Origin of the sequence: Niastella soli, from assembly GCF_017742245.1 — a bacterium.
Taxonomy (GTDB): Bacteria; Bacteroidota; Bacteroidia; order Chitinophagales; family Chitinophagaceae; genus Niastella; species Niastella soli.
The window spans coordinates 600,893-625,470 of sequence record NZ_JAGHKO010000011.1 but is presented as its reverse complement, the minus strand read 5'-3'; the positions used below and the strand labels follow the sequence as shown (position 1 = coordinate 625,470).

At 43.0% G+C, this 24,578-nt stretch carries 19 protein-coding genes; 11 read left to right on the top strand and 8 right to left on the bottom strand.

The features are described from left to right. Positions 1-190 precede the first annotated feature (190 nt). A complete protein-coding gene (locus J7I42_RS28400) occupies positions 191-748 on the bottom strand; it encodes an RNA polymerase sigma factor (protein ID WP_209142608.1) in 558 nt (185 codons plus the stop codon). A gap of 535 nt (positions 749-1,283) precedes the next feature. On the opposite strand from J7I42_RS28400, the gene J7I42_RS28395 reads away from it, so the two are divergent. Together J7I42_RS28395 and J7I42_RS28390 are read left to right on the top strand one after the other, a co-directional pair. Continuing rightward, positions 1,284-1,733, top strand: coding sequence for an Lrp/AsnC family transcriptional regulator (locus tag J7I42_RS28395; RefSeq protein WP_209142606.1), 450 nt, complete (start codon positions 1,284-1,286; stop codon positions 1,731-1,733). Position 1,734: 1 nt separating this feature from the next. Continuing rightward, positions 1,735-2,157: a hypothetical protein gene (locus tag J7I42_RS28390; RefSeq protein ID WP_209142604.1), complete on the top strand. Its 423-nt coding sequence runs from the start codon at positions 1,735-1,737 to the stop codon at positions 2,155-2,157. Positions 2,158-2,243: 86 nt separating this feature from the next. Here J7I42_RS28390 and J7I42_RS28385 read toward each other — a convergent pair whose 3' ends face one another. Further along, a complete protein-coding gene (locus J7I42_RS28385; RefSeq protein WP_209142602.1) occupies positions 2,244-2,672 on the bottom strand; it encodes a hypothetical protein in 429 nt (142 codons plus the stop codon). 263 nt (positions 2,673-2,935) lie between these two features. Here J7I42_RS28385 and J7I42_RS28380 point away from each other — a divergent pair, with 263 nt between their 5' ends. The 3 genes from J7I42_RS28380 to J7I42_RS28370 all read left to right on the top strand — a co-directional run bounded on the left by J7I42_RS28380 (position 2,936) and on the right by J7I42_RS28370 (position 7,070). Continuing rightward, entirely contained in the window at positions 2,936-3,511 is a 576-nt protein-coding gene (locus tag J7I42_RS28380; RefSeq protein ID WP_209142600.1) for a hypothetical protein, read from the top strand. Positions 3,512-3,624: 113 nt separating this feature from the next. Further along, on the top strand, positions 3,625-4,851 hold the full coding sequence (locus tag J7I42_RS28375; RefSeq protein WP_209142598.1) for a hypothetical protein: 1,227 nt from the start codon (positions 3,625-3,627) through the stop codon (positions 4,849-4,851). A gap of 803 nt (positions 4,852-5,654) precedes the next feature. After that, complete coding sequence (locus J7I42_RS28370; RefSeq protein ID WP_209142596.1) at positions 5,655-7,070, top strand: carboxylesterase family protein; 1,416 nt, start codon at positions 5,655-5,657, stop codon at positions 7,068-7,070. Positions 7,071-7,180: 110 nt separating this feature from the next. Here J7I42_RS28370 and J7I42_RS28365 read toward each other — a convergent pair whose 3' ends face one another. Genes J7I42_RS28365 through J7I42_RS28350 form a run of 4 tightly spaced genes read right to left on the bottom strand, consistent with a single transcriptional unit; the run spans position 7,181 to position 13,500 of the window. Continuing rightward, positions 7,181-10,354 (bottom strand): efflux RND transporter permease subunit, encoded by a 3,174-nt coding sequence (locus J7I42_RS28365; protein ID WP_209142594.1) that lies wholly within the window; start codon positions 10,352-10,354, stop codon positions 7,181-7,183. A 35-nt stretch (positions 10,355-10,389) separates the two neighbouring features. Further along, entirely contained in the window at positions 10,390-11,457 is a 1,068-nt protein-coding gene (locus tag J7I42_RS28360) for an efflux RND transporter periplasmic adaptor subunit (protein ID WP_209142592.1), read from the bottom strand. A gap of 6 nt (positions 11,458-11,463) precedes the next feature. Next, positions 11,464-12,828 carry a TolC family protein gene (locus J7I42_RS28355; RefSeq protein ID WP_209142590.1) on the bottom strand — a complete coding sequence of 455 codons (1,365 nt, stop codon included), beginning with the start codon at positions 12,826-12,828 and terminating at the stop codon, positions 11,464-11,466. Positions 12,829-12,837: 9 nt separating this feature from the next. Next, positions 12,838-13,500, bottom strand: a complete 663-nt coding sequence (locus J7I42_RS28350; protein WP_209142588.1) for a TetR/AcrR family transcriptional regulator — start codon at positions 13,498-13,500, stop codon at positions 12,838-12,840. A 284-nt stretch (positions 13,501-13,784) separates the two neighbouring features. Here J7I42_RS28350 and J7I42_RS28345 point away from each other — a divergent pair, with 284 nt between their 5' ends. The 5 genes from J7I42_RS28345 (at position 13,785) to J7I42_RS28325 (ending at position 20,560) form a co-directional block, all read left to right on the top strand. Continuing rightward, on the top strand, positions 13,785-14,384 hold the full coding sequence (locus J7I42_RS28345; protein WP_209142586.1) for a TetR/AcrR family transcriptional regulator: 600 nt from the start codon (positions 13,785-13,787) through the stop codon (positions 14,382-14,384). A gap of 97 nt (positions 14,385-14,481) precedes the next feature. After that, positions 14,482-14,829: a hypothetical protein gene (locus J7I42_RS28340; protein ID WP_209142584.1), complete on the top strand. Its 348-nt coding sequence runs from the start codon at positions 14,482-14,484 to the stop codon at positions 14,827-14,829. A 286-nt stretch (positions 14,830-15,115) separates the two neighbouring features. Next, positions 15,116-15,838 carry an ImuA family protein gene (locus J7I42_RS28335; RefSeq protein WP_209142582.1) on the top strand — a complete coding sequence of 241 codons (723 nt, stop codon included), beginning with the start codon at positions 15,116-15,118 and terminating at the stop codon, positions 15,836-15,838. 1 nt (position 15,839) lies between these two features. Next, entirely contained in the window at positions 15,840-17,339 is a 1,500-nt protein-coding gene (locus J7I42_RS28330; RefSeq protein WP_209142580.1) for a Y-family DNA polymerase, read from the top strand. An 11-nt stretch (positions 17,340-17,350) separates the two neighbouring features. After that, positions 17,351-20,560, top strand: coding sequence for an error-prone DNA polymerase (locus J7I42_RS28325; protein WP_209142578.1), 3,210 nt, complete (start codon positions 17,351-17,353; stop codon positions 20,558-20,560). A gap of 14 nt (positions 20,561-20,574) precedes the next feature. Here the strand turns inward: J7I42_RS28325 and J7I42_RS28320 are convergent, their stop codons facing one another. Beyond that, positions 20,575-21,324, bottom strand: coding sequence for an SDR family NAD(P)-dependent oxidoreductase (locus J7I42_RS28320; protein WP_209142576.1), 750 nt, complete (start codon positions 21,322-21,324; stop codon positions 20,575-20,577). Positions 21,325-21,709: 385 nt separating this feature from the next. Between J7I42_RS28320 and J7I42_RS35230 the strand changes: the two genes are divergently transcribed. Then, positions 21,710-22,072 (top strand): SBBP repeat-containing protein, encoded by a 363-nt coding sequence (locus J7I42_RS35230; protein ID WP_236065598.1) that lies wholly within the window; start codon positions 21,710-21,712, stop codon positions 22,070-22,072. 68 nt (positions 22,073-22,140) lie between these two features. Here the strand turns inward: J7I42_RS35230 and J7I42_RS28310 are convergent, their stop codons facing one another. Continuing rightward, positions 22,141-24,558 (bottom strand): glycoside hydrolase family 2 TIM barrel-domain containing protein, encoded by a 2,418-nt coding sequence (locus tag J7I42_RS28310; protein WP_209142574.1) that lies wholly within the window; start codon positions 24,556-24,558, stop codon positions 22,141-22,143. Positions 24,559-24,578: the final 20 nt, after the last annotated feature.

Below are 24,578 nucleotides of genomic sequence, written 5' to 3'. Positions count from 1 at the left end.
AGGAGAAGATTTTGTTGGAGACAATTCAATGTCTTTATGGTATTGACAGCAATCATTTACATTCCTTTACTTATAAGTACCGGAAACAGGAAAAACTCCCAAACAAAAATTAAGATTTTTTAACAACTAATGTATAACACTTATAGTAATCGATAATATTATTGGACAAAAAAGAAGAAGATCTCTATTATTAAGAACGTGAAAAAAAACCAGCAATGTGCACACGTAATCCCTGCATGGCAGTACCCACCTGATTTTGCACCGTTTTTTGTGAAACCCTTAAACGATTTGCAATTTCCTTTGTAGATAGATTGTCTTCGATATGCATCAAAAACATTCTTCTTCTTTTTTCGGGCAACACATTTATCCAGGACTTTACAAACCGCATGAATTCCTTTTCAATAAGATTAGTTTCTGCACCAGAAAATGAAACATGTGCGGCTTCATGCAGCTCGAAAAACGTCGGGCTTGCTTTTTCCTTCGGTACTGCTTTATAGATTTGAAAACGAACTGCGGTTAAAAGATAGGCCTTTATATTATTGATCTCCACCTGCCCTCTTCTTAGCCAGAGATCGATAAACACATCCTGGATAATTTCCTGGCACTGAGTTTTATTACGGAGACGTTTATAGGCGGGCTGATACATTACTTGCCAGTAACGATCGTAAATTGCGTCAAAAGCGACACGGTCGCCTTGCGCCAGCAACTCTAACAGATGGACGTCGGTGTATTGGGTATAAGCAGTCACCTTAATTCGGGTAGGGTTAAGGTAAAAAATTCTTCAGATCAATTTCACGTTTCGGTTTCAGCGTACATAAACGGAGCAACTGCTGATTTATGATATTTTTTAACTATCTGTAACGAAATTTAACGCAAACGATTGCACAAGGCCAACTTAATTCCTACATCATTCCAACCTTTGATCACAACCGCAATTTTCAGCTGTATGTCATTTCGCCACTATCGGTTATAAACACTTTGCATGGCTACTACTTCAACAATGAGGCATCCCGGAAAATGGCGCACATTCAGTACAGTGATCTTCAGTAAATGGCAAAACATTAAAAACACGATAGATCGCCGGTTACATACAACAGCATCGACGCAATGAAACAGCCCGCGCCGAAAATGCCTCCTTATTAATGCTGGCATTGGGAACAAAACAATACTATTTCAATCTATTGTAAAGTATCTTATCAGTTTTCCTTAATAGTTGCTGTCATTTTACAACATTTACATTATAATATAAAGACAAAGATTACTTTCGGGATAAATAATGAACAATGATGGATCGCTATGACAGCAGAATACTGCAGTTGCTCGTAGAAAATGCCCGCATTACCGGTGCGGACATAGCTCGAAAAATAAACCTATCACTGCCTGCGGTAACAGAAAGATTACGCAAGCTTGACAGATCGGGGTATATAGAAAAGTACACGATAAAAGTAAACCGGCAACAAGTAAATCTGCAATTGCTGGCGTTTATCCAGGTTTGGATCGATCATACCAAAACCGGATCGGTAAAAGAGAACCTTATTGCCTTAAACGAAGTGCTCGAATGCCACCATACCGCTGGCGATCATGATCTGCTGTTGAAAGTTCTCGTAAAAGACACATTGGCCCTGGAAGAACTGCTGGTAAAAAAGATAAAATCTATAAAAGCGATCACCCGTACCAATACCACCATCATCCTCAACACCTATAAAGAAGAGGTCAACACAAAAAACTTTTAAGATGACAACCACGGAAGCAAAAGAATTGGTCCATCAATTTGAAATTGGCCGATTACCAAAAGAAAAATGGACGCACGAAGCGCATTTTGTAATGGCGCTTTGGTATTGTTGCCGGCAGCCATTACCACAGGCAATTGACTCAATCAAAGAAGGAATAAAGAAATTCAACATTAGTATTGGTGGAGAAAACACCGATCACTCAGGCTATCACGAAACGATCACCCTGTTTTACACCAGGCATATTATTAACTATATCGTGCAAACGGATGCAGCCAAAGATTTTGACAGCAAACTGAACGGGCTTTGGCAACAGGATTTTTTAAGGAAAGATTTTCCGCTTAAATATTACACCCGGGAATTATTAATGAGTAAAGAAGCCAGAAAAAACTGGCTGGCCCCGGATCTACAGCCGCCATGGCTATAATCTGTCGCCCCATAATTGAAGATCTTCCAATCAGAAAACCACATACCGATAAAAAAACTGCCCCGTTTACCGGGGCAGCATCCTACTTAGCTAAATTCTATAAATAATTCTTTGGGAACTTCATCATACCAGCCAGGATCATAAGACAATTCTTTATCCTCACTGAATTTATATGGGAAGAAGAATATGAATCCTGAGTTCTCCCCTACACTTTCATAATTTATTGCCACAGCAGCTGACTTAATATTTGTCTCGGGATGTGTAACGTAAATATCGTAAAAAATCACTGCAGCTTTGTATTCACGTTTTTTAAACCCTGCCTTGATGGCTTCTTTTAAATCGGCAATTACAGCATCAGACTTTGGTCTTTCATCACCATCATAAGTAGCCAAACTGGCTATGCCGTCATCTCGTAGTATTGCAGCGCCCAGCGGAAAAAATTCGCCATATTTCTCAAGAAGATCGTCCACCAGCGGAAACATCGCTTCTAGTAATTTATCTTTGTAGCTTTCCAAGGATTCTAAAATTTATTTATTGAGTAATTATTACTTTCAGGTATTTCGTAATCATTTTCCCCACCTCACGCTGACACTTCCCTTTCCCGGTAACAGATATTGGAAGAATAAAATTACAAAAAAATAAGCAACCTGTATATTTTGAATCTAACGATACTGCACTAAGCTGATCGCTAAAAACTCTGAAATAACAATTTACAAATATTGTTTTCTGCCAAAAGAAACGTATAATACCGATTCTTTACTATTACTAAAAAGTCAGCATGAGACAAGAATCAGACAATCCTGACATTTACTACAATAGCATTGAATACTTTCAAAAGCTGGAAAGATCGCTTGCAGCAAATCTCGGGTTAACAGAACTTAGCAGTGGTATCCAGGTGATCAGAGACAAAAATGGCTGGCGCGAGAACGAAAAGTCAATAGCGTATAGCTGGATCGTTCAGGTGTCACGTTCATTTGTTGGCTGGGGCGGTGTTTTTGGGATCAGGTTTAACGAAAACAAATTCCGTGAATACGCCAACAAAGAAGAAATTATCCAGGGCGCCTATATTTCGAATAACAACGGAATAGAAAGTTTATATACTGAAAGTTCGACTGACACCTCCCATGAAATGATCAGGCATTTCAATTTAAACCTGTTTGACGCTAACAAAGGCATTGCATTGGACGGCGTGAGTTATAAGATACGAATACTTGCATCGAATATCGACACATTCATTCACGTTAATAACCCCAATTCTGCTGAGTGGAAAAAGTGGGAGTCGGAAATCTGGACAATGGGAAGCAGGCTGGCAAAAGATTCAAATAACAAAGACCTGATAAGTTTATTTGAATAAAAGAACGTCATTTCGCTATATGACCATAGTCATTAAAAGAATATAAAAACATCAAGATCTTTGCATTTAATTTATGGGTAAAAAACAACGGAAAGAAATTATACCTGCGAGCAATGAGCAACAAAAGATTTTGGATAAACATTTCACTGGTCAGCCTAAGCCTTGTAGCGATACTGGGATTTTTACTCCGGAGCAAAATATTATTTCCGTTACCGGTTATTAATTACGACTTTTTATTGGGCGCTCATTCACATTTTGCCTTGGGCGGCTGGGTCACTATAGCTTTGTTAAACCTGCTGACCTATACCCTGTTGCCGCCGCCATTTCAACAGCGATCGTGGTATCAACGTATGCTATGGGGGTTGCTCATTACTTCCTTTGGCATGTTATTCTCATTCTTTTTCCTGGGGAATGGAGTAATTGCGGAGCTTTTTTCCACCTTTTTTATATTTTTCACCTACGGATACAGCGGCTGTTTTATAAAAGACCTGTTATCAGTAAACCCAAAGGGACCTGCCAATTATCTTGCGCTGGGCGCCATTATATGCCTGGTAATTTCATCCGCCGGCCCATTTACTTTCACTTATCTGCTTGCTTCAGGCAATAAGAATGTTTTATTATATAAAGATTCCAATTTCTTTTACCTGCATTTTCAATATAATGGCTTTTTTACATTGGCTGTTTTTGCGTTGCTTTTTCATGCGGCTTACAATACCGTAAAGGGAAATATTGTTCCAAAAGCCACGAAGTGGTTTACCAGCTTACTACTTGCAAGTGTTATCCCTTCTTTTTTTCTCGCATTACTGTGGCATTCCAATAGTGCCATAATAAGTATCCTTGCAAAAACCGGTGCGGCACTGATCATTGCGTCTTTGATCTTTTTTTTCCGGATGGGCAGTTCATTCCCGCTTAAACGGGTTTACAACTCAACGCTGGCCAGAACACTTTGTTTTTTGGTATTAGTCTCATTTATTATTAAATCAATCTTACAAATTGGCACGGTCATCCCAGGCCTGGGCAATGCTGTTTTCGGATTGCGCCCTATCATTATCGGCTTCTTACACCTTGTATTTTTGGGATTGGCTACATTTTATATTCTCTCCAATTATATCATGGCAGGCGCCATAAACGTTCAAAACTATTTTGTTCGATTTTCACTATCGATCTTTACTTCCGCGGTTCTTTTACAAGAAACTATTTTACTGGTGCAGGGTATTGGCCTGCTGTTAGGCACAGCTCATGCTGTTTACAAATGGCTGTTGTGGTTTGCAGCGATAGGATTACTCGCCGGATCACTACTGCTGGTACTATCGACAATAAAATTACGCCCTGGAAAATAATACTTCGCTTATCCTTAACAGGCAACCTTCAAAAATGGGACTGAGAAAACCGGGGTACATATTGACTAACAGCCAACTATAATACACACACGATCTCTCTAGAGCTATATAAAATTGAAATACAACTATTTAATAGCGCTATAACTCCTATTTGTTCGGGATCTCTTCGGGTCTTCCCTGGGGAAACAGGGGGCTTTCTTTGGGAATCCCGAACGTGACCCGAACATGCTCCAAGGCAGACCCGGTGCAGATCCAATGAAATAAGGGCGAATATATACTACATATCCCACCAAACTGCCACCAGAATGGCATCAGAATAGCATAGTCTATGCAATTCTTATGCAATTCTTATGCAATTCCTATGCAATTCTGACCGGGTAAATAGCCTATTTTAGATATATCTGGAGAGGATCTGGAGAGGATCTGGAGAGAATCTGGAGAGAATTCGACCAGGATCAATGACTATTCCTGCCCGTCATGGTATGGTTCTATACCCCTATCGGTAGTCTTCACCCGATAATTTGCCTTACAAGGGTTTCTACTGCATAATCAAGACAATTACCACCAAAGACAAAACAAGGGCAAAATCAGCTTCTAATGACGCCATAGGCACAAGATCAGAAGGGAGCGAGCATTTTAAACGAACAGGGTTACCAGGTGCTCGTAAAGGGAGTCGAATTTGCTTTTACTGTATTCAGTCTGAAAACACTACGGCACTCCCTATTTTTTAAGATAAATCTTCATCTGAAATGGATAACCGAATATTAGTTATTCTGTTCATTTTTTTTTAGATTTAGCTCATTATGAGGAAGTGGCATTATACCATATTAATATTTTTTTCCGCCCTTACTGCTTTGTCAGGATTACTGCAAAGCACCATCCGTTTCCTGGTTGGCCCTCAAATGCTTACGCTCGAGCCATTTAGTGACTGGTTGTTGGTGACGAACATCATAACGTTCATTGGATCAACGCTTATCCTAAAATATTTTTACCACCAGCGGTATCGGCTTGCATTAGCCGCAGGGATAGTTTCCGTTACTTCAACGTTCTTGTATGCAATGGTAATTTTTATAATACTGGAGTTTCAAAAACCGGGCAATTTAAATCTGCCCATGCTGATCCTGTCCTTGAGCGCCAACGTCGTGTATGCAGCCTGTTTACTATCCCTTAAAACAAAAAGTAATTACTGGCTAAGGCTGGCCGGAGTTTATATGTTAGCCATAGGACTATTCCTTTTGATCACAGTTATCCGATCACTAACCACAAACAGTTTTCGGTACAACTTCAATTTAGAAAAGATCGCTGAATGGATCTCATTGGCCAATAGCCTTGTTCCTGTATTTTTTATAATCCATTTTTTAAAGGAGCATAGAAAGTTAACAACGCGCCCCTCCCCTATACACAACCTTTCGAAAAACGTGTGGTATTCTACAGGAGCAATAAGTTTACTGGTTATGCTCATCTCTGGTATAATGCTATCTTCCGAATGTTACTCTTCCCTATATTGGGCAAACAAAAACTTTGAAAGAACAAAAGAGCTGGCACAGCGATCTGAATTCAGGACCTTCGTAAACAGTAAGGGAGAAACCCTGTTGTACCGATTAATAAAACCACTCCATTACGATCCTTCAAAAAACTATCCTTTAGTGGTATCCCTGCCGTATGGCGGTCAGCCGCCTACTGATACCCTAAGACAAATTGAAGGGGCTGCCGCAGCAGAATTGTTGTCCATTGATAGCAACAGAAGAAAGTACCCTGCATTTATTTTTATTCCGCACTGCCCACCTGGAAGTGGCTGGGGCGGCTTACCCAATTATCCCTCAGTAGATTCACTGGTGTTTGATGCCATCAGTTCTTTAGATAAACAGTTTGGAATAGATGTAAACAGGCGTTATGTAACCGGTATCTCAAGAGGTGGATACGGGGCATGGAATTTCATTTGCAGGCGTCCAGACCTATTTGCCGCTGCCATCCCGGTTTGCGGCGGGGGCGATCCTGCACTTGCTTCGAATGCTGCCACCGTCGCCGTATGGGCTTTCCACGGCAAAAAGGACAAAAACGTTCCGGTTAGTAGCGCACAGAATATGATAACTGCCCTGGAAAAAGCAGGCGGTCATCCCATCTATTCTGAGTTCCCGGACGAAGGCCATAATATCTGGTATAAAGTCACCACAACACCCGGTTTATGGGATTGGCTCTTTGCGCAGAAACGTCAATAACCAAACCGACACTAAATAGAGAAAGGTCAACAGTAGCCGGAAAATGAATTCCGGGATCCTGTTAACCTTCATGAAAAACGCCAACCTATCTACTAAATCCTGCCTTACACTTACACCGCGTGTACAGAAGTAAATCCATCTTCAGTTTCAGCGGGCACATATTCTTCAACCATTAGTTCTTCTATCGTCTTTTGTTGCTTTTTGTTTTTTCTACGGGTGATCCAATGATCGAATATCGCGTAGATCACAGGTACAATGATCAGGGTAAGGAACAGTGAACTGATCAAACCACCGATGATCACCCAGGCCAGACCGTTTTTCCATTCAGCACCGGGGCCTGAGGCAATAGCGATCGGCAGCATACCGAACACCATGGCGATGGTTGTCATTAAGATGGGGCGCAGCCTTGCATGGTTAGCCTGTATCAATGCGGTGAAAGTTGATTCACCAGCAGCTTTCCGGTGATTGGTAAAGTCAACGATCATAATGGCGTTTTTACAAACCAGACCAATCAACATGATGATACCAAGGATAGTAAAGATGTTCAATGAGTTATTGGTCAATCCCAATGCGAGCAACGCACCAATGAACGACAACGGCACAGAGAACAATACTACCAGCGGATATACAAAGCTGTCGTACAACAACACCATTACCAGATAAACCAGTAAGATAGCAGCCAGCAGTGCTACGCCAAGCGTACCAAAACCTTCCGATTGGTTTTCCATATCGCCACCCCATACATAACTTACACCAGCAGGTTTTCTTAATTTTTCAAAAGCTTTCTGCCATTCGCCGGCAACAGTACCCGACGGGCGACCTACTGTTTGTCCCTGAACAGTTACAGAGGGGCTTTTATCTCTTCTTTCCAGCAAACTGGGACCAGATGATTCAATGATATTAGCGAACTGTGATAATTTAATGCGCTGTCCCTGATCATTGGTAAATTCAAGATTTCTTACATCTTCAATATTCGACCTGTTGAAACTGTTATACCGGATATTGATGTCGTATTCATATTCACCTGCTCTGAACTTACCATCGGTATTACCATTAAAGGCCGTTTGCATGGTCAGACCCACTGTTTGCAGACTAAGACCCAAACTGGCCATTTTATCGCGATCAACCTGTACGTTGATCTCGGGATTACCCGCTTCAACGGTGAGTTTTGTTTCAGTAGCACCTTTTATTTTCTTCAGCTCCTCGTGTGCTGCATTGGCAAATACCATGGCGCTGTCAAGATCGGGCGCCATTACTACCAGCGCCAATGGAGCCTGGTCTGCCGTACCCAACATACCTACCGGGGTTGTTTTTACTTTAACGCCTACCAGTACATTCTGTAATTCTCTTTTTATTTTAGCCGCGTACACGTAAGAATCATCGGTACGCTTTTTTTGATCAACCAGCCTTACCCTTATCTCGGATTTATAAGCGGTTGACTGACTACCGGCAAAGCCCTCGCTGGTTTGACCAACAGCCGTAACCTGGCTCACGATCTCTGGCTTTTTGCTTAAAAAAGCTTCCGCCTTTTGCGTTACCTGGTTGGTTTGTTCAATAGAAGCATCTTTGGGCAATTCCATTTGTACCAGGAACTCACCACGATCACTCTTTGCAAAGAACTCCCCACCAATATAACCACCACCAAGCATATACAAAGAACCTACAAACATTACCACTACGATGGCCAGCGTAATGCGTTTATGTTTCAGCGACCATTTTAAAATATTGGTGATCCAATGGGTGAAAGCCGTGAGCCCTTTTTCAAAACCAAGGATGATGCGGCCAAAAATAGATTTATTGGAAAGATGTTCCAGTTTACCAAAGCGCGATGACAACCAGGGCACAATGGTAAATGATGACAACAAGGATAACAGCGTGGCAATAATTACAGTTACACAGAACTGTTTAATGATATTCGACACCAGACCGGTACTTAAAGCGATTGGTAAGAATACCACCACAATTACCATGGTAATGGCGGTTACGGTAAACCCGATCTCTTTGGTGGCTTCGTAGGCTGCCCGCACCCGGTTCTTACCCATTTCCATGTGGCGGTAAATATTCTCCAACACCACAATGGCGTCATCCACCAGGATACCAACCACCAGCGACAGACCCAGTAAGCTCATCAGGTTAAGGGTATAACCCAACAACGCCATTCCAATAAAGGTTGCGATCAGGGAGGCCGGAATAGAAACCATTACAATAAGCGAGTTACGAATACTGTGCAGGAAGAACAGCATCACAAATGCCACCAGTACTACGGCCAGCAACAGGTCATGCACTACAGAATCAGCAGCTTCCAGGGTAAACACGGTACTGTCGTTGGCAATTTCAAGTTTTAAGCCATTGGCTGCATATTGCTGCTCCAGCGCTGTAACCCTTTTTTTGATCTCATCTGCTACCGCTACCGCGTTGGCATCACTTTGCTTTACAACCTGAACAGCGATCGCGTTCTTCTGGTTAACCCTTGAGATCTTCTCTACTTCTTTTTGAGAATCCTGTACATCAGCTACATCACCAAGCCGAACGGCAATACCATTCTTTGAGGAGAGTACCAGGTTGCGCATCTCTTCTACGTTCTTGTATTTACCCGATAAACGTACCAGAATACTTTGCTCACGGGTTTGCACATTACCGGTAGGAAAATCGAGGTTTGAGCTAAGGATGATCTGTTGCACCTGGGGAACTGACAAGCCATAACCTTTTAATTTCTCTGCATCGAGGCTTACCTGCACCTCTCTTTCCTGACCACCTACCAGGGTTATCTGCGCCACCCCGTTTACCCGGGAAAGGGCCGGACTGATGCGTTTGTCGATCAGGTCATAAAATTGAGTCTCATCCATTTTGGCTGAAGCCGAAAAGGTAAGAATAGGAAGATCGCTCAATGAGAATTTATTCAAAGAAGGCGGGTCCACATCATCAGGCAGATCTTTCAGAATTGCATTGATCTTACGTTGGGCATCGTTCAATGCATAATCGGCATCGGCACCACTGTTCAATTGAATGGTTACCAGGGAAATGCTTTCATATGATTTTGATTCCAGCTTCTTGATATTTTCGAGAGAAGCAACGGCATCTTCAATTTTCTTGGTAACGGTATTTTCTACTTCCGCCGGTGACGCACCGGGATAGATCGTTGTAATGGTCACCGCATTACTATCGAATTTGGGTATCAGCTCGTACCCAAGCATTTTGTAACTAAACAATCCACCCAATGTGAGTATCGTAAACAGTACGATCACCAGGGAAGGCCGTTTTATAGATAATTCAGCTAATTTCATCTTTAATAATTTAACAATGATGGTCGTTCCGGCACTTATTGAATAACACTCACCTGGCTACCGTCAACAAGATTGATCTGACCACTGGTGATAACCAATGACCCTTCTGTTAAGCCGTTCAATACTTCAACTTTTTCACCAATTACCCGTCCAGGTGTCACTGATTTCAGCCGGGCAACTCCGTTGTCTGCTACAAATACCTGTTTGCTGTTTACACTACCCACAAAAGCAGTTCGTGGTATCATAATAACCGGCAACTGATTAGGGAAATCGAAAACAGCAGTTCCATACATGCCGGCTCTCAGTTGGGAGGCAGCGTTATTGGTGATGGTTATTTCTACGGGGAAGTTCAGCGATTCATCGGCTTTGGGAGAAATGAAGTTGATCTTACCTGAGAAAGTCTTTTCGGGGAAAACGCTTACCTTCACTTGAACCTGTTTACCAACACTGAGATAAGGGATCTGCGCCTCGTTTACAGTAACGTTCAGTTTAAGGGTAGAAACATTCACGATATCAAATAAGGCGGAGCCAGGTGAAACCACGCTACCTGGTTCAATGTGCCGTTTGTTTATGATCCCGCTGATGCTCGCGCGAATGCTGGCATCACCAAGGTTGATCTTTGATTGTTCCAGTTTTGCTTTTGCGTTCTCTACTTGTAAACGCGCCTGATCGAGTTGTTGCTGAGTAACACCACCGGTTTTAAAGGCGTTCTCATATCTTTCCAGGTCGGTACGGGCGGTTTGATAATTTGCTTCTGAATTATGCAGGTCAACTGACAATTGGTCAACACGAATAGTAGCTACGGTTTGCCCATTTTGTACAAAACTGCCTTCATCTACCAGCACATTTACAACCCGGCCCGATTTTTCTGAAGCCAGTTTTAATTCCTGTGCGGGCGCAAAATTGCCATTTGCAATTACATCCAAATTGGGAACTTCACGCGACACCGTATCTATCCGTACAGAAACGGTAGCATTTGTTTGGGCTACTATCTGTGTCTTTTCTTCCGATTTCTTTTTATTGTTTGAAAGTACTTTGGCTATAGCTCCTAAAGAGACTACTATTACTACGAGCGTTACAATGATCTTACCGATCTTTTTCATTGTATGTTAGTTTAAGAGTGATTTTAAGTTCCCCTGTGCTTTTATCAATTGGATCTCTGCGATCCGGTAATCGAGCAAAGCATTGGTATAATTATTTTGTGCTGTGGTCAGCGAGTTTTCCGCATCAAGCAGGTCTGTCAGCGGCGCTAATCCCTGTGCATAGTTGTTTTGTGAATTGGTATATACCTCTTCGGCCAGCGCAACGTTTGTCTTTTGATTATTCAAAGTGATAATGCTGTTGCCGAGTTGCGTCTTTGCATTTTGATGAGCGAGATTCAGCCCCAGTTCAGTGTTTTTGATATCTGCCTGTAATTTTCTGATCTCTACATCGGCCTGCCGCACTTTTGACCGGGTTGAAAACCCATTGAAGATCGGCACCTTAAGGTTCACGCCTACCGAAGCATAATCGAACCAGTTAGAGCCGCTTCCTACCGGAAAACTCTTGCTTAATCCTGAATACCCGTAACTACCCGATAAGGACAGGGATGGATAGAAGCCTGCGGTAGTAGCTTCTTTTTGTAACACCAGTAATTCTTCCTGTTTCTTCAACACCTGGTAATCCGACATTTTTTTTACATCAGGCGCATTGTCCATTATAGCCAGCTTTGGTTCAATACTGTCAAGTGCCGAGGCAGGAACGGAGATAGCTGTTTCAATAGGAATACCCATATAAAACTTCAGGGTGTTCTCCTGTAGCTGGACCGCATTGTTTAATTGCTGGCGTTGAGCCTGCAGGTTCGACAGGTTCACTTTACTTCTGTCGAGGTCAATCTTTTTAGCCAATCCGTTTTTAAACTGACCTTCAATTACATTCATGACACGCGTGGTGGTGGCGATATTACTGTCGATAACCACTAACTGCTGGCGTTGTACCAGTACCTGATAATATTGAGTGGCCACTTTTTCAATTATCTGTTCGTCGGTCAATCCACTTACCAGTTGATAATATTGTTGAGTTGTTTTTGATGCTTTCAGTGCAGTAAAGACCGATTTATCGAAAAGGGTTTGCGATACGTTAACGGATGCGGAACCATTCCATTTTTGTCCGAACGGAATTAGTAACGTTTTACCAGGCTGTCCGGCCAGATCACCAGAAATGGCGCTTAACTGCAGGATAGGATTATAGGTAAGTCCCGCTGTTCCGTTTATTTGCGGCAACGCTCTTGACCTGGCCTCCTCAATTTTGTTCTGGCTGTTCTCTTCATCCAGTTTGGCCTTAATTGCTTCCGATTTGTTTTTCAATGCCTGTTGTAATGCTTCTTTCAGGGAGAGCGGTGCTGTCTGGGCATTTGCCAGCGATAGGACGCTTACTCCGGCCACAAGCAATACCAAACGTTGAACAAGGGTTCGAAGCGATTGATTGTGTTTCATTTTATATATTTAATTGAACTGTTGGGTTATATTATTTCGTTCTTCCGTGTGTGCCGCTCTGTTGGATAAACTGTACTGTTTCAATTCATTTTCCAATTGCGGAAGCGCATTGGGCGCAATAATGCCATACAGGAACAAGTACATGGCCTGTCTGAACACTTCATCTTTTGAATAATCGTTGACCAGCTCTGCCGCGAACTCAAAATCCCTTTTTATATGTTGTAGTAAGATGGTAACTACCAGTTTCGGATGCAGGCTTCCCCGGAACACCCCTTCCACAATACCCTGTTCCAGTACACCCAGTAACCGTTGCTCCGTAATCGCATTGAGCGTGGTGGTTAGGTTCAGGTACTCAGCCGGATAATGCTTTTGCAGATCGGCAAAAAAGGTGAAGCTGATCTTCTTACAGAAAGCCACGTTGGCTGCCATAAACCCAAGTACCCTTTGCAGGTTGTCTGCTTTTCCATTTTCAGCCGTTTCCATGGCCTGGCTGTAATCGTCTGCCACCAGTTGGCAAACCTGCTGCACCAGATGCTGGCGGGAAGTGAAAAACCGGTAAAGGGTCTTTTTAGAGATCGCCAGCCGCGAGGCTATTTCATCCATTGTAAAGAGCTGTATGCCCTGTATGGTGAAGAGACGATAGGCTGTTTCTAAGATGACTAATTCATTCATTAAATATTCGACCAATTTGGTTTGTTGGTCAAATGTATGATGACTTTTCGACCAAAAAGTACAAATAGTCGAATTAAATTGTTAAGAATATGTGAAACCAGCAAAAGGGTCTGGTAGGATTTAGCAGCAACAGCATTGACGATTTGATATAATTACTTGAAATGCAATCTATTTTATAAATACACACACAAAACGCCTGGTTTTTCGATCGTTTCTGTTTGCGCGGAACAGGTGATAAGAGAGGATTCTGTATATTTGTAAGAACACCTATAAATCGACCAAAAATGTCGAATAGTCAAGATTTGAAAGATCCATTTCGAGAAGAAATACTGAACGGCGCCCGCGATCTGTTTCAACGGTTTGGGTTTAAAAAGACCACCATGGAGGACATTGCCCGTCAGGTAGGCAAGTCGAAAAGTGCCTTGTATTATTATTATAAAACGAAGGAGGAGATCTTTGAGGCGGTTGTTTTAAATGATATAGTAGCCTCGCAGACGACGGTTGCCGAGGCCGTAAAAAAAGAGGGGTCCGCCACCAGCAGGTTCCGTATCCTGGTTACCACCCTGCTTGAGGACGTAAAACAAAAGGCCAACAAGTTTGGGATCTTTAAAGCAGACCTGTATGAAAATCATTTTCTGTTTGACAGTATTATTAAAAAGCGGGACTCTTTTATTGAAGACCTCTTAAAAGATATCCTCATACTCGGGATCAGCCAACATGAAGTTAAGGTAATGAGCACTGCAGAAATGAGTTTGTGGGCTACCATGATCAATGTAACGTTGAAGGCTACGGCCAGTAAGATCTTTCTGGAAGAAAATTTCCAATTGTCCCCCACCCAGCTAACCTTTATAGCTGATACTTTTTTCAACGGCGTAAAAGCCTGATCATTCCGGACTGACAAAAATCATGTTGCAAGCTCACATGGCTCATTGAATGCCCGCTTATCCAGAGTGACCTTTGGGTAACAAAATCAAATAACAAATGTCAAACATAGCATTCAAACACCCAATAGCAGCAACTCATACCGAAAGAAGATCAAATACTTTAACTTTTTCCAATTTTATCAAATGGTGCAGTAATCAGCAGGAAAATCGTTTCTCATGGTTAGCCATTGCCATCGCAGGCCACGGCTGCGTGCTGACCCCATTAACCGTTATGGCCGTTGTAAATTCGGGTAATAACCTGATCTTATTTATGATAGCGATATTAGCGATGGCCATGGTACTTATCACCAATTTGGCCGCGTTACCAACTAAAATAACCATCCCCTTTTTGTTTTCCAGTATCCTTATTGATCTTGGTATTTTATTGGCCTGTGGATTACTTTAACACCTTTCAATCAGATCACCTGAATAAACCGCCCTACTGACAATTATAGCCGGTTTGGGAAAAAAATAAAGGAGGCCAGAAAATGGCCTCCTTTATTATTATTTTTATCGATGAACGGCATTGTATATTCCGGAGCTTCTTTTAAATACCCGATTTTCACTGACCATTTCTATTCTCGATTCGATCTGTCAATAATTTTTAAAGATATGTATAAAAGAACACGGCAAATACTAATATATTTAGTATTTTGCAGCCAGAATCATTAGCAACACTACAACCAATAGTCATGGCTGCCAATCAAGATACTTTTGCGCGATTGCAGCAGGATATTCTCTTGCTTCAAGGTTTCAAACCTGCCTCCAACAATGTTACCAATTGGCATGGCCTGGAACAGATTAAAACGGCCTTTCCCAATAATATCTTTCCAACAGGAGCCATTCATGAATTCTTTTGTACCGGCCAGGAAACGGTTTCTGCATCTGCAGGATTTATCAGCGGCATATTATCTTCTCTGCTTACACAACAGGGCGCTATCATATGGATCAGCACCGGCAAAATGATCTATCCGCCCTCCTTAAAAGCTTTTGGGGTGAACCCAGAAAAAGTCATTTTTATTCACCTTAAAAATGAAAAAGAAAAGTTGTTTGCGATGGAGGAAGCGCTTAAATGCGATGCAGTTACGGCCGTAGTAGGTCAACTTAATGAGATCAGTCTTATTGAAAGCAGAAGATTTCAACTGGCGGTAGAACATAGCAAAGTAACGGGATTTCTTCTTCGTCAAAATCCAAGAAATCAAATGACATCCTGTGTTACCCGCTGGCAGATAACACCAATGCCAGGTGAAGGGAATGATGGCTTGCCTGGCCTTGGCTTTCCCAAATGGGACGTACAATTATTAAAAGTGAGAAACGGCAAACAGGGCCGTTGGGAAATCCAATGGCAATCGGGAAAATTTGTAGTGACCCCGAAATACAATTTCGAAAGAGAACTGGTCCGGAAAATAGTATGAGATGGAGAAAAGATATGTGGCAATATGGTTTCCGCATTTGGCGACGGATTGGTTTGAGCAGCAAAGGCCCGACCTTAAAAATAATGCGTTTGTTCTATCGGCGGCTACACATGGTAGAATGGTGATCACTGCAGCAAATCCCCTTGCACAGCAATTACTGATCCGCGAAGGAATGGCATTGGCCGATGCAAGGGCCATCTGCCCCTCATTGCAATATTTTGATGATAAGCCAGGACTTGCCAGTCAGCTTTGGCAACGAATAGCAGCATGGTGTATCCGTTTTACGCCAACTGTAGCCCTGGACCCATTGGGTGGCATACTACTGGATGCAACAGGTTGTTCCCATTTATGGGGCAGTGAGGAAGCATACGTATTGGATATAATAAACCGATTAAAAGCCAGAGGTTACCAGGCAAAGGCGGCAATGGCTGATACGATTGGCGCAGCCTGGGCTATCACCCGGTTTGGAAATGAGATGATTGTCGAAAAGAACAAACAATTGGGATCACTCATTTCTTTACCGCCCGAAGCCTTGCGACTGGATGAAAATACAATAGCTCGTTTACATAAACTGGGATTAAGCCAGATCAAAAGTTTAGTTACCATTCCGTCCGCTTCCTTGAGACGCCGGTTTGGCCCGCTTATTCTCCAACGCATCAACCAAATGATGGGTAAAGAACCCGAATTTATTGAACCCATCATCCCCCCGGAACCTTATCAGGTACGACTCCCTTGTATAGAACCTATTGCCCGGATAGAAGGAATTGAAATAGCCTTACATACGCTGCTGCAACAACTCTGCGAGCGCATGCAAAAAGAAGGGAAAGGAGTACGCACCGCTAATTTTAAAGGTTATCGCGTTGATAGCAAGACCGTAGGCATACAGATCAGCACCAGCAAGGCCTCGTGTAACGTCAAACATTTGTTTCATCTTTTTGAAATGAAACTGTCTGCATTAGAACCCGACCTGGGCATTGAGCTCTTTCTGCTGGAAGCCACAAATGTGGAAGATTATACGCCTGCTCAGGAAGAATTCTGGAAAGAAAGCCCGGCATTAAATGATCAGCATATAGCTGAATTGATTGACCGTTTATCTGGAAGGATCAATCCGGATGCCATTCAACGGTATTTACCAGCCGAACATCATTTACCAGAACGAGCTTTTAAAAAAGCAGGGTCACTTACTGAACAATCAACTACACAGTGGCAAACAAACAAACCCCGGCCAATACTACTATTGGAAAAACCCGAAAAGATAACCGTAACTGCCCCCATCCCCGACTACCCGCCAATGAATTTCAGATACAAGGGACAATTCCACAAAGTAGTGAAAGCAGATGGCCCCGAAAGAATTGAACAGGAATGGTGGATCGAAGAAGGAGAACACCGGGATTATTATACCGTTGAAGATGAACAGGGTTGCCGTTACTGGCTGTTTCGTGCAGGTCATTATGATGAAGAAAAGAAACCCTATTGGTTCATACATGGCTTTTTTGCCTGAAGGTTTATTTTATGGAGTACACTGAACTACAGGTTACCAGCAATTTTTCATTTTTGCGCGGGGCATCACACCCACACGAATTAGTGGAGCAGGCGGCATCACTTGGCTATAAAGAAATTGCCATCACTGATCGAAATACTCTGGCTGGTGTGGTTAGGGCGCACAGCGCAGCCAGGGAACACGGGCTGAGAATTATTACCGGTTGCCGACTTGATCTGCTGGATGGTCCCAGTCTGCTGGCATATCCAACCAATAAAGAAGCCTATTCCCTGCTGACTAACTTACTTACCTTTGGCAATACCCGCGCAGAAAAAGGCGACTGCTTTTTAAATAAATCAGAGGTATATAAACATTCAAAAGGGATCAAATTTATTTCTATCCCGCCAGATACATTGAATTCAGCATTTGTTTTTGACAGTTCCTACATAAACATATTAGCAGAATATCGGGAAGCCTTTGGACGTGATCTTTATATTGGCGCTTCAAAAACGTATCGGGGCGACGATCAAAAGCAGCTTTTTCGCATCTCCGAACTGGCTGGTCGCTTTGATCTTCCAATGGTGGCAACCAATGATGTGCATTACCACATCCCTTCAAGACGACAATTACAGGACATTATAACCTGCGTAAGAGAAAAATGTACCATTTATAACGCGGGGTTTCGCCTGCACGCCAATGCAGAAAGATTTTTAAAGCCTGCTAATGAAATGAAACGGCTGTTCAGACAGTACCCAGACGCTATCAAATACACGAGGGAAATAACAGAAGCCTGTACCTTTTCTCTTGATGAATTAAAGTATGAATATCCGGAAGAGATCATTACTGAAGGTCGCAGCCCCCTCTCAGCGTTGACTTTTTTAGCCTGGGAAGGCGCCAAAGAACATTATGGTAACGAGATCCCGCAAAAGATCATTGACAATATCAATCATGAACTTCACTTTATTGAGGAAATGAACTATGCTTCTTATTTCCTTACGGTATATGATATTGTACGATTTGCCCGTAAACAAGGTATTCTTTGTCAGGGAAGAGGATCTGCTGCTAATTCCACCATTTGTTTTTGCCTGAATATTACGGCTGTAGACCCGACAAAATTCGACCTGCTATTTGAACGGTTCATCTCTGCTGCACGTAATGAACCGCCGGACATTGATGTGGATTTTGAACATGAACGCCGGGAAGAAGTCATTCAATATATCTACAATAAGTATGGCCGCGACCGGGCAGCGATCGTCGCAACCGTTACGCAACAGCATTCAAAAGGGGCGATCAGGGATGTTGCAAAAGCAATGGGACTATCCACAGACATGATCAACCGCCTTGCAGGTTCCGTTGGCTCTCTTGGTGAATATCCTGAACAACCGATAGATACCACCCGCATCACAGAAGAAGGATTTGATGTACGGGATAAACATTTGCAAAAGGTGTTAGCGCTTACAAGACAGTATGTGGGATTTCCCCGGCAGCTGGGGCAACATACCGGTGGGTTTGTTATGACCAGAGGAAAATTATCTGACCTGGTGCCCATCTTAAACGCACGCATGGAGAACAGGACCTGTATAGAATGGAACAAAGATGATATTGATGTATTGGGCTGGCTTAAAGTTGATGTGCTGGCACTTGGCATGCTTACCTGCATTAGAAAAGCTTTTGATCTGGCTAAGAAAAAATACGGTCTTAATCTAACGCTTGCCAATATCCCTCCCGATGATCCGGCCGTTTATGAAATGATCAGTAAGGCTGACACGATTGGGGTTTTTCAAATTGAATCCCGGGCACAGCAAAGCATGCTTCCCCGATTAAAACCCCGCTGTTTTTATGATCTGGTGATTGAGGTTGCCATTGTAAGACCCGGACCGATACAGGGCGATATGGTGCATCCCTATTTACGGCGCCGAAATGGAGAAGAACCGGTAGAATACCCTTCAAAGGAGTTAGAAGATATTCTGAAAAGAACTTTAGGCGTTCCGCTCTTCCAGGAGCAGGCCATGAAAATTGCCATTGTAGCGGCAGGTTTTACCCCTACCGAAGCTGATAAGCTGAGAAAGAGCATGGCCACTTTTAAATCACCAGGCATGGTATCTCACTTTAAGGAGAAACTCATAAAAGGCATGGTGAATAACGGCTATACTGCAGCGTATGCTGAGCGTGTTTTTCGACAGTTGGAGGGATTTGGCAGTTACGGGTTTCCGGAAAGCCATGCAGCCAGCTTTGCGCACCTGGTTTATATCTCGTCCTGGATCAAATGCTTTTACCCCGACGTATTTAGCTGCGCCATTTTAAATAGCATGCCAATGGGCTTTTATCAACCTTCCCAATTGGTGAGTGATGCGCAAAAACATGGTGTTGTGGCAAGGCCAGTTGATATCAATTATTCCGACTGGGATAATACTCTGGAAGAAAGATCGGGGCAATATTATGCTTTAAGACTTGGCTTCAGACACATTAGAGGGTTGCGCGAAAAGGATATAAAAATGCTGTTAACCGGTAGAACAACCTATTATTCGACTATAAATGAGCTGCGGAATCTCGGCCTTTCAGATTCAACACTGGAAAAACTGGCTGATGCGGATGCATTCAGGTCTATTGGTCTGGATAGAAGGCGGGCGCTGTGGGAAGTTTCAACAAAAGATACCCCTACCGGCATTTTTTCGGATCAATTGAACGAGGAGCAGGAACCGGTGACATTACCAGAAATGTCACCATTTGAGCATGTGCTCCAGGATTATCATACCACTTCCCTTTCCATAAAGCAACACCCGGTGCATTTTGTACGCGAGAAATTGAGACAGCTTCACATCGTATCTGCATCCGATCTGGTAACAATGAAGGATGGCGATCTGGTTAGCGTGGCAGGCTTAGTATTAGTGAGGCAGCGGCCAGGAACGGCAAAAGGCGTTTGTTTTATGACCATCGAAGATGAAACCGGCACCGTGAATGTTGTATTTTTTGAAAATCTATTTAAGGAATTCCGGAAAGAGATCACGCTGTCGAAATTAATAATGATAGCAGGCAAACTGCAAAAAGAAGGAGAGGTTATTCATGTAATTGCTGAACGCTGCTTTAATTATTCAAAGCTGTTGGCGGATGCAAGAAAGCACCATGAAGCAAATGAAGAAAATGATAAAAAGAGAGCCCCAAACAATAAGATCATCCCTGCACCAAATGAAGAAGCCGGTCAGCAGTTAAGTATGTTCCCAAAGGGCAGGAATTTCAGGTGATTATCTGGCCAGCTCTATTGCGCCAAATATCCACCGTCTATTGGATAATACGCACCCGTTGCAAAAGAAGATTTAGAGGAGGCCAGCCAAAGCAAAAGCTCCGCTACTTCCTCAGACTCACCCAGTCGTCCAATTGGATGCAAAGCAACTAATGCATCTAACGCCTCCCTACTTAGCGAATTCATGACCAACGGCGTTTTAATATATCCTGGCCCTATTGCATTAATGCGGATATTTTTATCCGCATATTCAAGTGCAGCAGCTTTTGTCAAACCTACTACACCATGCTTAGCGGCAACATACGCAGGAGAAAATTTAGTCCCGGCCTGGCCTAAAATTGAAGAAACATTAATTATACTTCCTCCTTTTGTAAGCATGGCAGGAATTTGATAACGAAGACCATAAAACACCCCCGAAAGGTTTATATCAATAACTTTTTTCCAGCCATCAATGGGATATTCGCCGGTAGCATGTAACGGTCCACCTATACCGGCATTATTCACTGCAATATCTAAGGAACCGAATTTCTGTAGTGTTTGAGCTACAAGTGATTCGTTATCTTCCGGCTTTGATGAATCTGCTTTTATGAAGTGAGTTACGCCACCATCTTTTGTTAGTTCTTCTGCTGTTTTTCTACCATTATCTTCATTAACGTCTGAAATTATTACGTTGGCACCTTCGGCAACAAACAGTTTCGCAGCCGCTTTACCAATACCAGATCCCGCGCCTGTAATAATAGCTACTTTATTCTCTAACAGTTTCATATATCATTCTCTAAAGGTAATATTTTGTATTATGCCAAAGCCCCCTCAATACCTTGAAAGCTACTTCAATTTCGCACATTCTACAAGGAATCTGATACAGATCATTAAAAAGCCCGACTAACATGAACAGCTTCTATGCTGGACCGGTAAATGCTGATCGCGCTCATTGGACAGCTTCTGCAAATACGCTTACTTTGCAAGCCTCCACCAACTGTTGACTTGCTATTTCGTGTTCACTTAAACGTGATGTCATTTTTCACGAATCCAACATCTTAGGTTTCCGCCGGGAACAATGCTGTTGTTTCCCGCACATGCCAATAGTACTTGTAAAGTCTCCTTATGAAATGGGCCGGGCGACCTGGTAAAGGGAGGCAATGATGTGGCAATGGCGCTGGCTGTGGACAAGCATGGCAGTGTATATGTAACAGGCGGAGTTACCAGGAATAATACCGGTTTGGATTATACTACCATAAAATACGACTGCAATGGAAGCAAAGTATGGGAAAAAACATACAACGGCCCTGCTACCAACGCCGATCAGGCCAGTGCTATAGCGCTTGATAATAAAGACAATGTGTATGTAACCGGGAAAAGCCGGGGCTGCGGTACCCAGGACGACTTTATCAGTGACAAAATCTTCTCCGGTGCCATGAATGAAACAAAGCTGCTCATATGGGCAGCTTTGTTTGTTCAGGATATGTTTTTACGTATTTCCCGGACCGCTTCTATAGCCAATTGCAGTACATGAAAACGGTCGACAACACTTCATGTGCCGACTCATCACCTCTATTAAAAAGTTTCACTGCTGTGTTTTATCTATTTTGTCACCAGCTTTTGTTCCGCTTTTTTCAGCGCTTTTACCGATGCATTTATTGTAACTTCTCCTGCTGTTTGTTGTGCCCTTAAAATAGCCATGACAAAACCATTGTGCAATTTTATGATGTTTCCCGAAAACAATTGGTCGATGGAATGGTCGCCATTGTCAACGGCGATCAGTTTGGCAGCACCCGAAACAGTAAACACCACCTCCCCTTCTGCAGTTGGCACAACACGGCCTTTGCTGTCTACCGCAACCACTTTTACATACTGCAGGTCCATGCCATCGGCTTTCCAGGCGGTATTTTCTGTCTCCATTTTCAATGCAACCGCTTTACCGGTGGTCGTCAATGCATGACGAGCCACTTCCTTCCCATTGATGCGGGCGATAGCCGTGATGGTACCCCCTTTGCCATAAGGCACATTTTTCCAGTAAATTATATTACGGCGGGTAATGCTGTCGGTGTTGTTCTTTTGCGTACCAATGGATTTTCCATTTACCAGCAATTCCACTTCATCTGCGTTGGTATAGGTAAATACATTTTGCGTGCTGCCTTCCGTACGGTTCCAGTGAGAAGAAACAGGCATGCGCCCCACTATTACGTCATTCCATTCAAGGCTTTCGGTTTTGCTGTCAACCACACCAATATGCACCAACGGCTCATTGCTGAAGGCAGATTTGATCAGATAAGCCTGCGGGTAAGGCTGCAAGGCATGATTGAAGTAGGAATAATTCCAGCCTTTTTTGGGCCAGCCGTTCGATTCGCCCCAATATTCAATAGCACCCCAATAAGCCAGCCCTATCATTCTGTCCTGGTCCATGCCAAAGAAAGGAGCTGTTAGTTCATTGGTGGTAGCTTCGCTCTGGTAGATGATGAGGTCAGGGTCGTGTCGCAGGTATTTTTGATAGTCGAGGTACCGGTAATTGAAAGATGCTATATCAGTAACGGTGGCTAATTCAGGCGCAAACACTTTGATATTAAAATCAGGATCAGTTTTTCCAAGCGCATTGGCCCGGGCCGGAAACATGGCCACCGTTGTTTTACGCGTTGAATCATACCGTTTCACCAGCACATTTAATATTTTATAAGTAGTAACGCCCCAGTCGCCGGTAGCAAACCCGGCCAGGTCTTCCCGCATCTGCAATTCGTTACCCAAACTCCACAGGATCACCGAAGGATGATTGCGGTCGCGTTTTATCCATTCAGGAATGATGGAATACCATAATTGCGAGAAGGGCTTTTTGCCGGGCCAGTAATTTTCTTCACTCCATTTATCAGTCAGCTCATCCACGATCAATATTCCGTATTTATCGGCCAAACGTAAAAAAGATTCCGAATAAGGATTATGCGACGTACGAACAGAGTTATAACCAAACGCTTTCAGTTGTTTGAACAATCTTTCTATTGCAAAATCATACACGGCAGCTCCTATAACGCCAAGGTCGTGATGATCTGCCACGCCTTTCAGGAACAATTTCTTTCCATTGAGTTTAAAACCCGATTCTTTGGAAAACTCCAGCGTTCTAAAACCAAATTTTTCTGATACCTGGTCTATAACCTTTCCATTGTATATCAATGATACTTCCGCATTATAAAGATTTGGAGTTTCGCATGACCATAATTGAGGTGCTGTTACTGATAGTACGGGAAGCGGCAACTCTACCCTTCTAAGCTTTGAACCTTGTGGTGCCGGTAGTTTTGTCTCTGCCACCAGCTTACCCTCCGGCGAAAAGATCCTGGCATTTATTTCAACCGGTAACCTTTTACCTATAAGACCTTCCAGTTCAACCTGAACATTCACGGTTGCATTTTGTTCCGAGATACTGGGTGTCGTAATATATACGCCATGTCGGGCAATGGAAATAGTGTCCTTTACGATCAAATGCACATCCCGGAAAATTCCGCCCCCGGTGTACCAGCGTGAACTCCCGGTCTTACCGGTTGACGCATGCACAGCTACGATGTTCTCCCCTTCAAAATTTACCAGCTTTGAAATATCAGCTTCAAAACCAAGATACCCATAGTCAGCATCGGCGATCTTTTTACCATTCAACCAAACCTCGCCGGTAAGCATAATACCTTCAAAATCGAGTAAGATCTTTTTGCTTTTCCAGCCAGATTCAACCCGGAATGATTTTCGGTACCAACCCTCGCTCATAGCTTTGAAACCACGCGCGCCACCGGCAGATTGGTCCCAGGGTTGTTCCATTTGAAAATCGTGCGGCAGGTCCAACTTACGCCAACCTTTGTCATCATAATTCACAGCTTGCGCATCGGGGATGTTACCAGCCTGAAATTTCCATTCAAAATTGAATAAGTTGCTTATTCGGATGTTTTCGCTGGCACTTTGTGCGAGCATGAAATGCGGGAGGATAAGAATAACAGTAAAAAGTAAACCAGGCAATCGTTTCATCATATTATCAATTGATTGTATTA

Excerpts from the sequence above, each read along its gene's own strand:
- J7I42_RS28395 (WP_209142606.1), top strand. The coding sequence starts at position 1,284 with ATGATGGATCGCTATGACAGCAGAATACTGCAGTTGCTCGTAGAAAAT.
- J7I42_RS28390 (WP_209142604.1), top strand. The coding sequence starts at position 1,735 with ATGACAACCACGGAAGCAAAAGAATTGGTCCATCAATTTGAAATTGGC.
- J7I42_RS28380 (WP_209142600.1), top strand. The coding sequence starts at position 2,936 with ATGAGACAAGAATCAGACAATCCTGACATTTACTACAATAGCATTGAA.
- J7I42_RS28375 (WP_209142598.1), top strand. The coding sequence starts at position 3,625 with ATGAGCAACAAAAGATTTTGGATAAACATTTCACTGGTCAGCCTAAGC.
- J7I42_RS28370 (WP_209142596.1), top strand. The coding sequence starts at position 5,655 with ATGAGGAAGTGGCATTATACCATATTAATATTTTTTTCCGCCCTTACT.
- J7I42_RS28365 (WP_209142594.1), bottom strand. The coding sequence starts at position 10,354 with ATGAAATTAGCTGAATTATCTATAAAACGGCCTTCCCTGGTGATCGTA.
- J7I42_RS28360 (WP_209142592.1), bottom strand. The coding sequence starts at position 11,457 with ATGAAAAAGATCGGTAAGATCATTGTAACGCTCGTAGTAATAGTAGTC.
- J7I42_RS28355 (WP_209142590.1), bottom strand. The coding sequence starts at position 12,828 with ATGAAACACAATCAATCGCTTCGAACCCTTGTTCAACGTTTGGTATTG.
- J7I42_RS28350 (WP_209142588.1), bottom strand. The coding sequence starts at position 13,500 with ATGAATGAATTAGTCATCTTAGAAACAGCCTATCGTCTCTTCACCATA.
- J7I42_RS28345 (WP_209142586.1), top strand. The coding sequence starts at position 13,785 with ATGTCGAATAGTCAAGATTTGAAAGATCCATTTCGAGAAGAAATACTG.
- J7I42_RS28340 (WP_209142584.1), top strand. The coding sequence starts at position 14,482 with ATGTCAAACATAGCATTCAAACACCCAATAGCAGCAACTCATACCGAA.
- J7I42_RS28335 (WP_209142582.1), top strand. The coding sequence starts at position 15,116 with ATGGCTGCCAATCAAGATACTTTTGCGCGATTGCAGCAGGATATTCTC.
- J7I42_RS28330 (WP_209142580.1), top strand. The coding sequence starts at position 15,840 with ATGGAGAAAAGATATGTGGCAATATGGTTTCCGCATTTGGCGACGGAT.
- J7I42_RS28325 (WP_209142578.1), top strand. The coding sequence starts at position 17,351 with ATGGAGTACACTGAACTACAGGTTACCAGCAATTTTTCATTTTTGCGC.
- J7I42_RS28320 (WP_209142576.1), bottom strand. The coding sequence starts at position 21,324 with ATGAAACTGTTAGAGAATAAAGTAGCTATTATTACAGGCGCGGGATCT.
- J7I42_RS35230 (WP_236065598.1), top strand. The coding sequence starts at position 21,710 with ATGGCGCTGGCTGTGGACAAGCATGGCAGTGTATATGTAACAGGCGGA.
- J7I42_RS28310 (WP_209142574.1), bottom strand. The coding sequence starts at position 24,558 with ATGATGAAACGATTGCCTGGTTTACTTTTTACTGTTATTCTTATCCTC.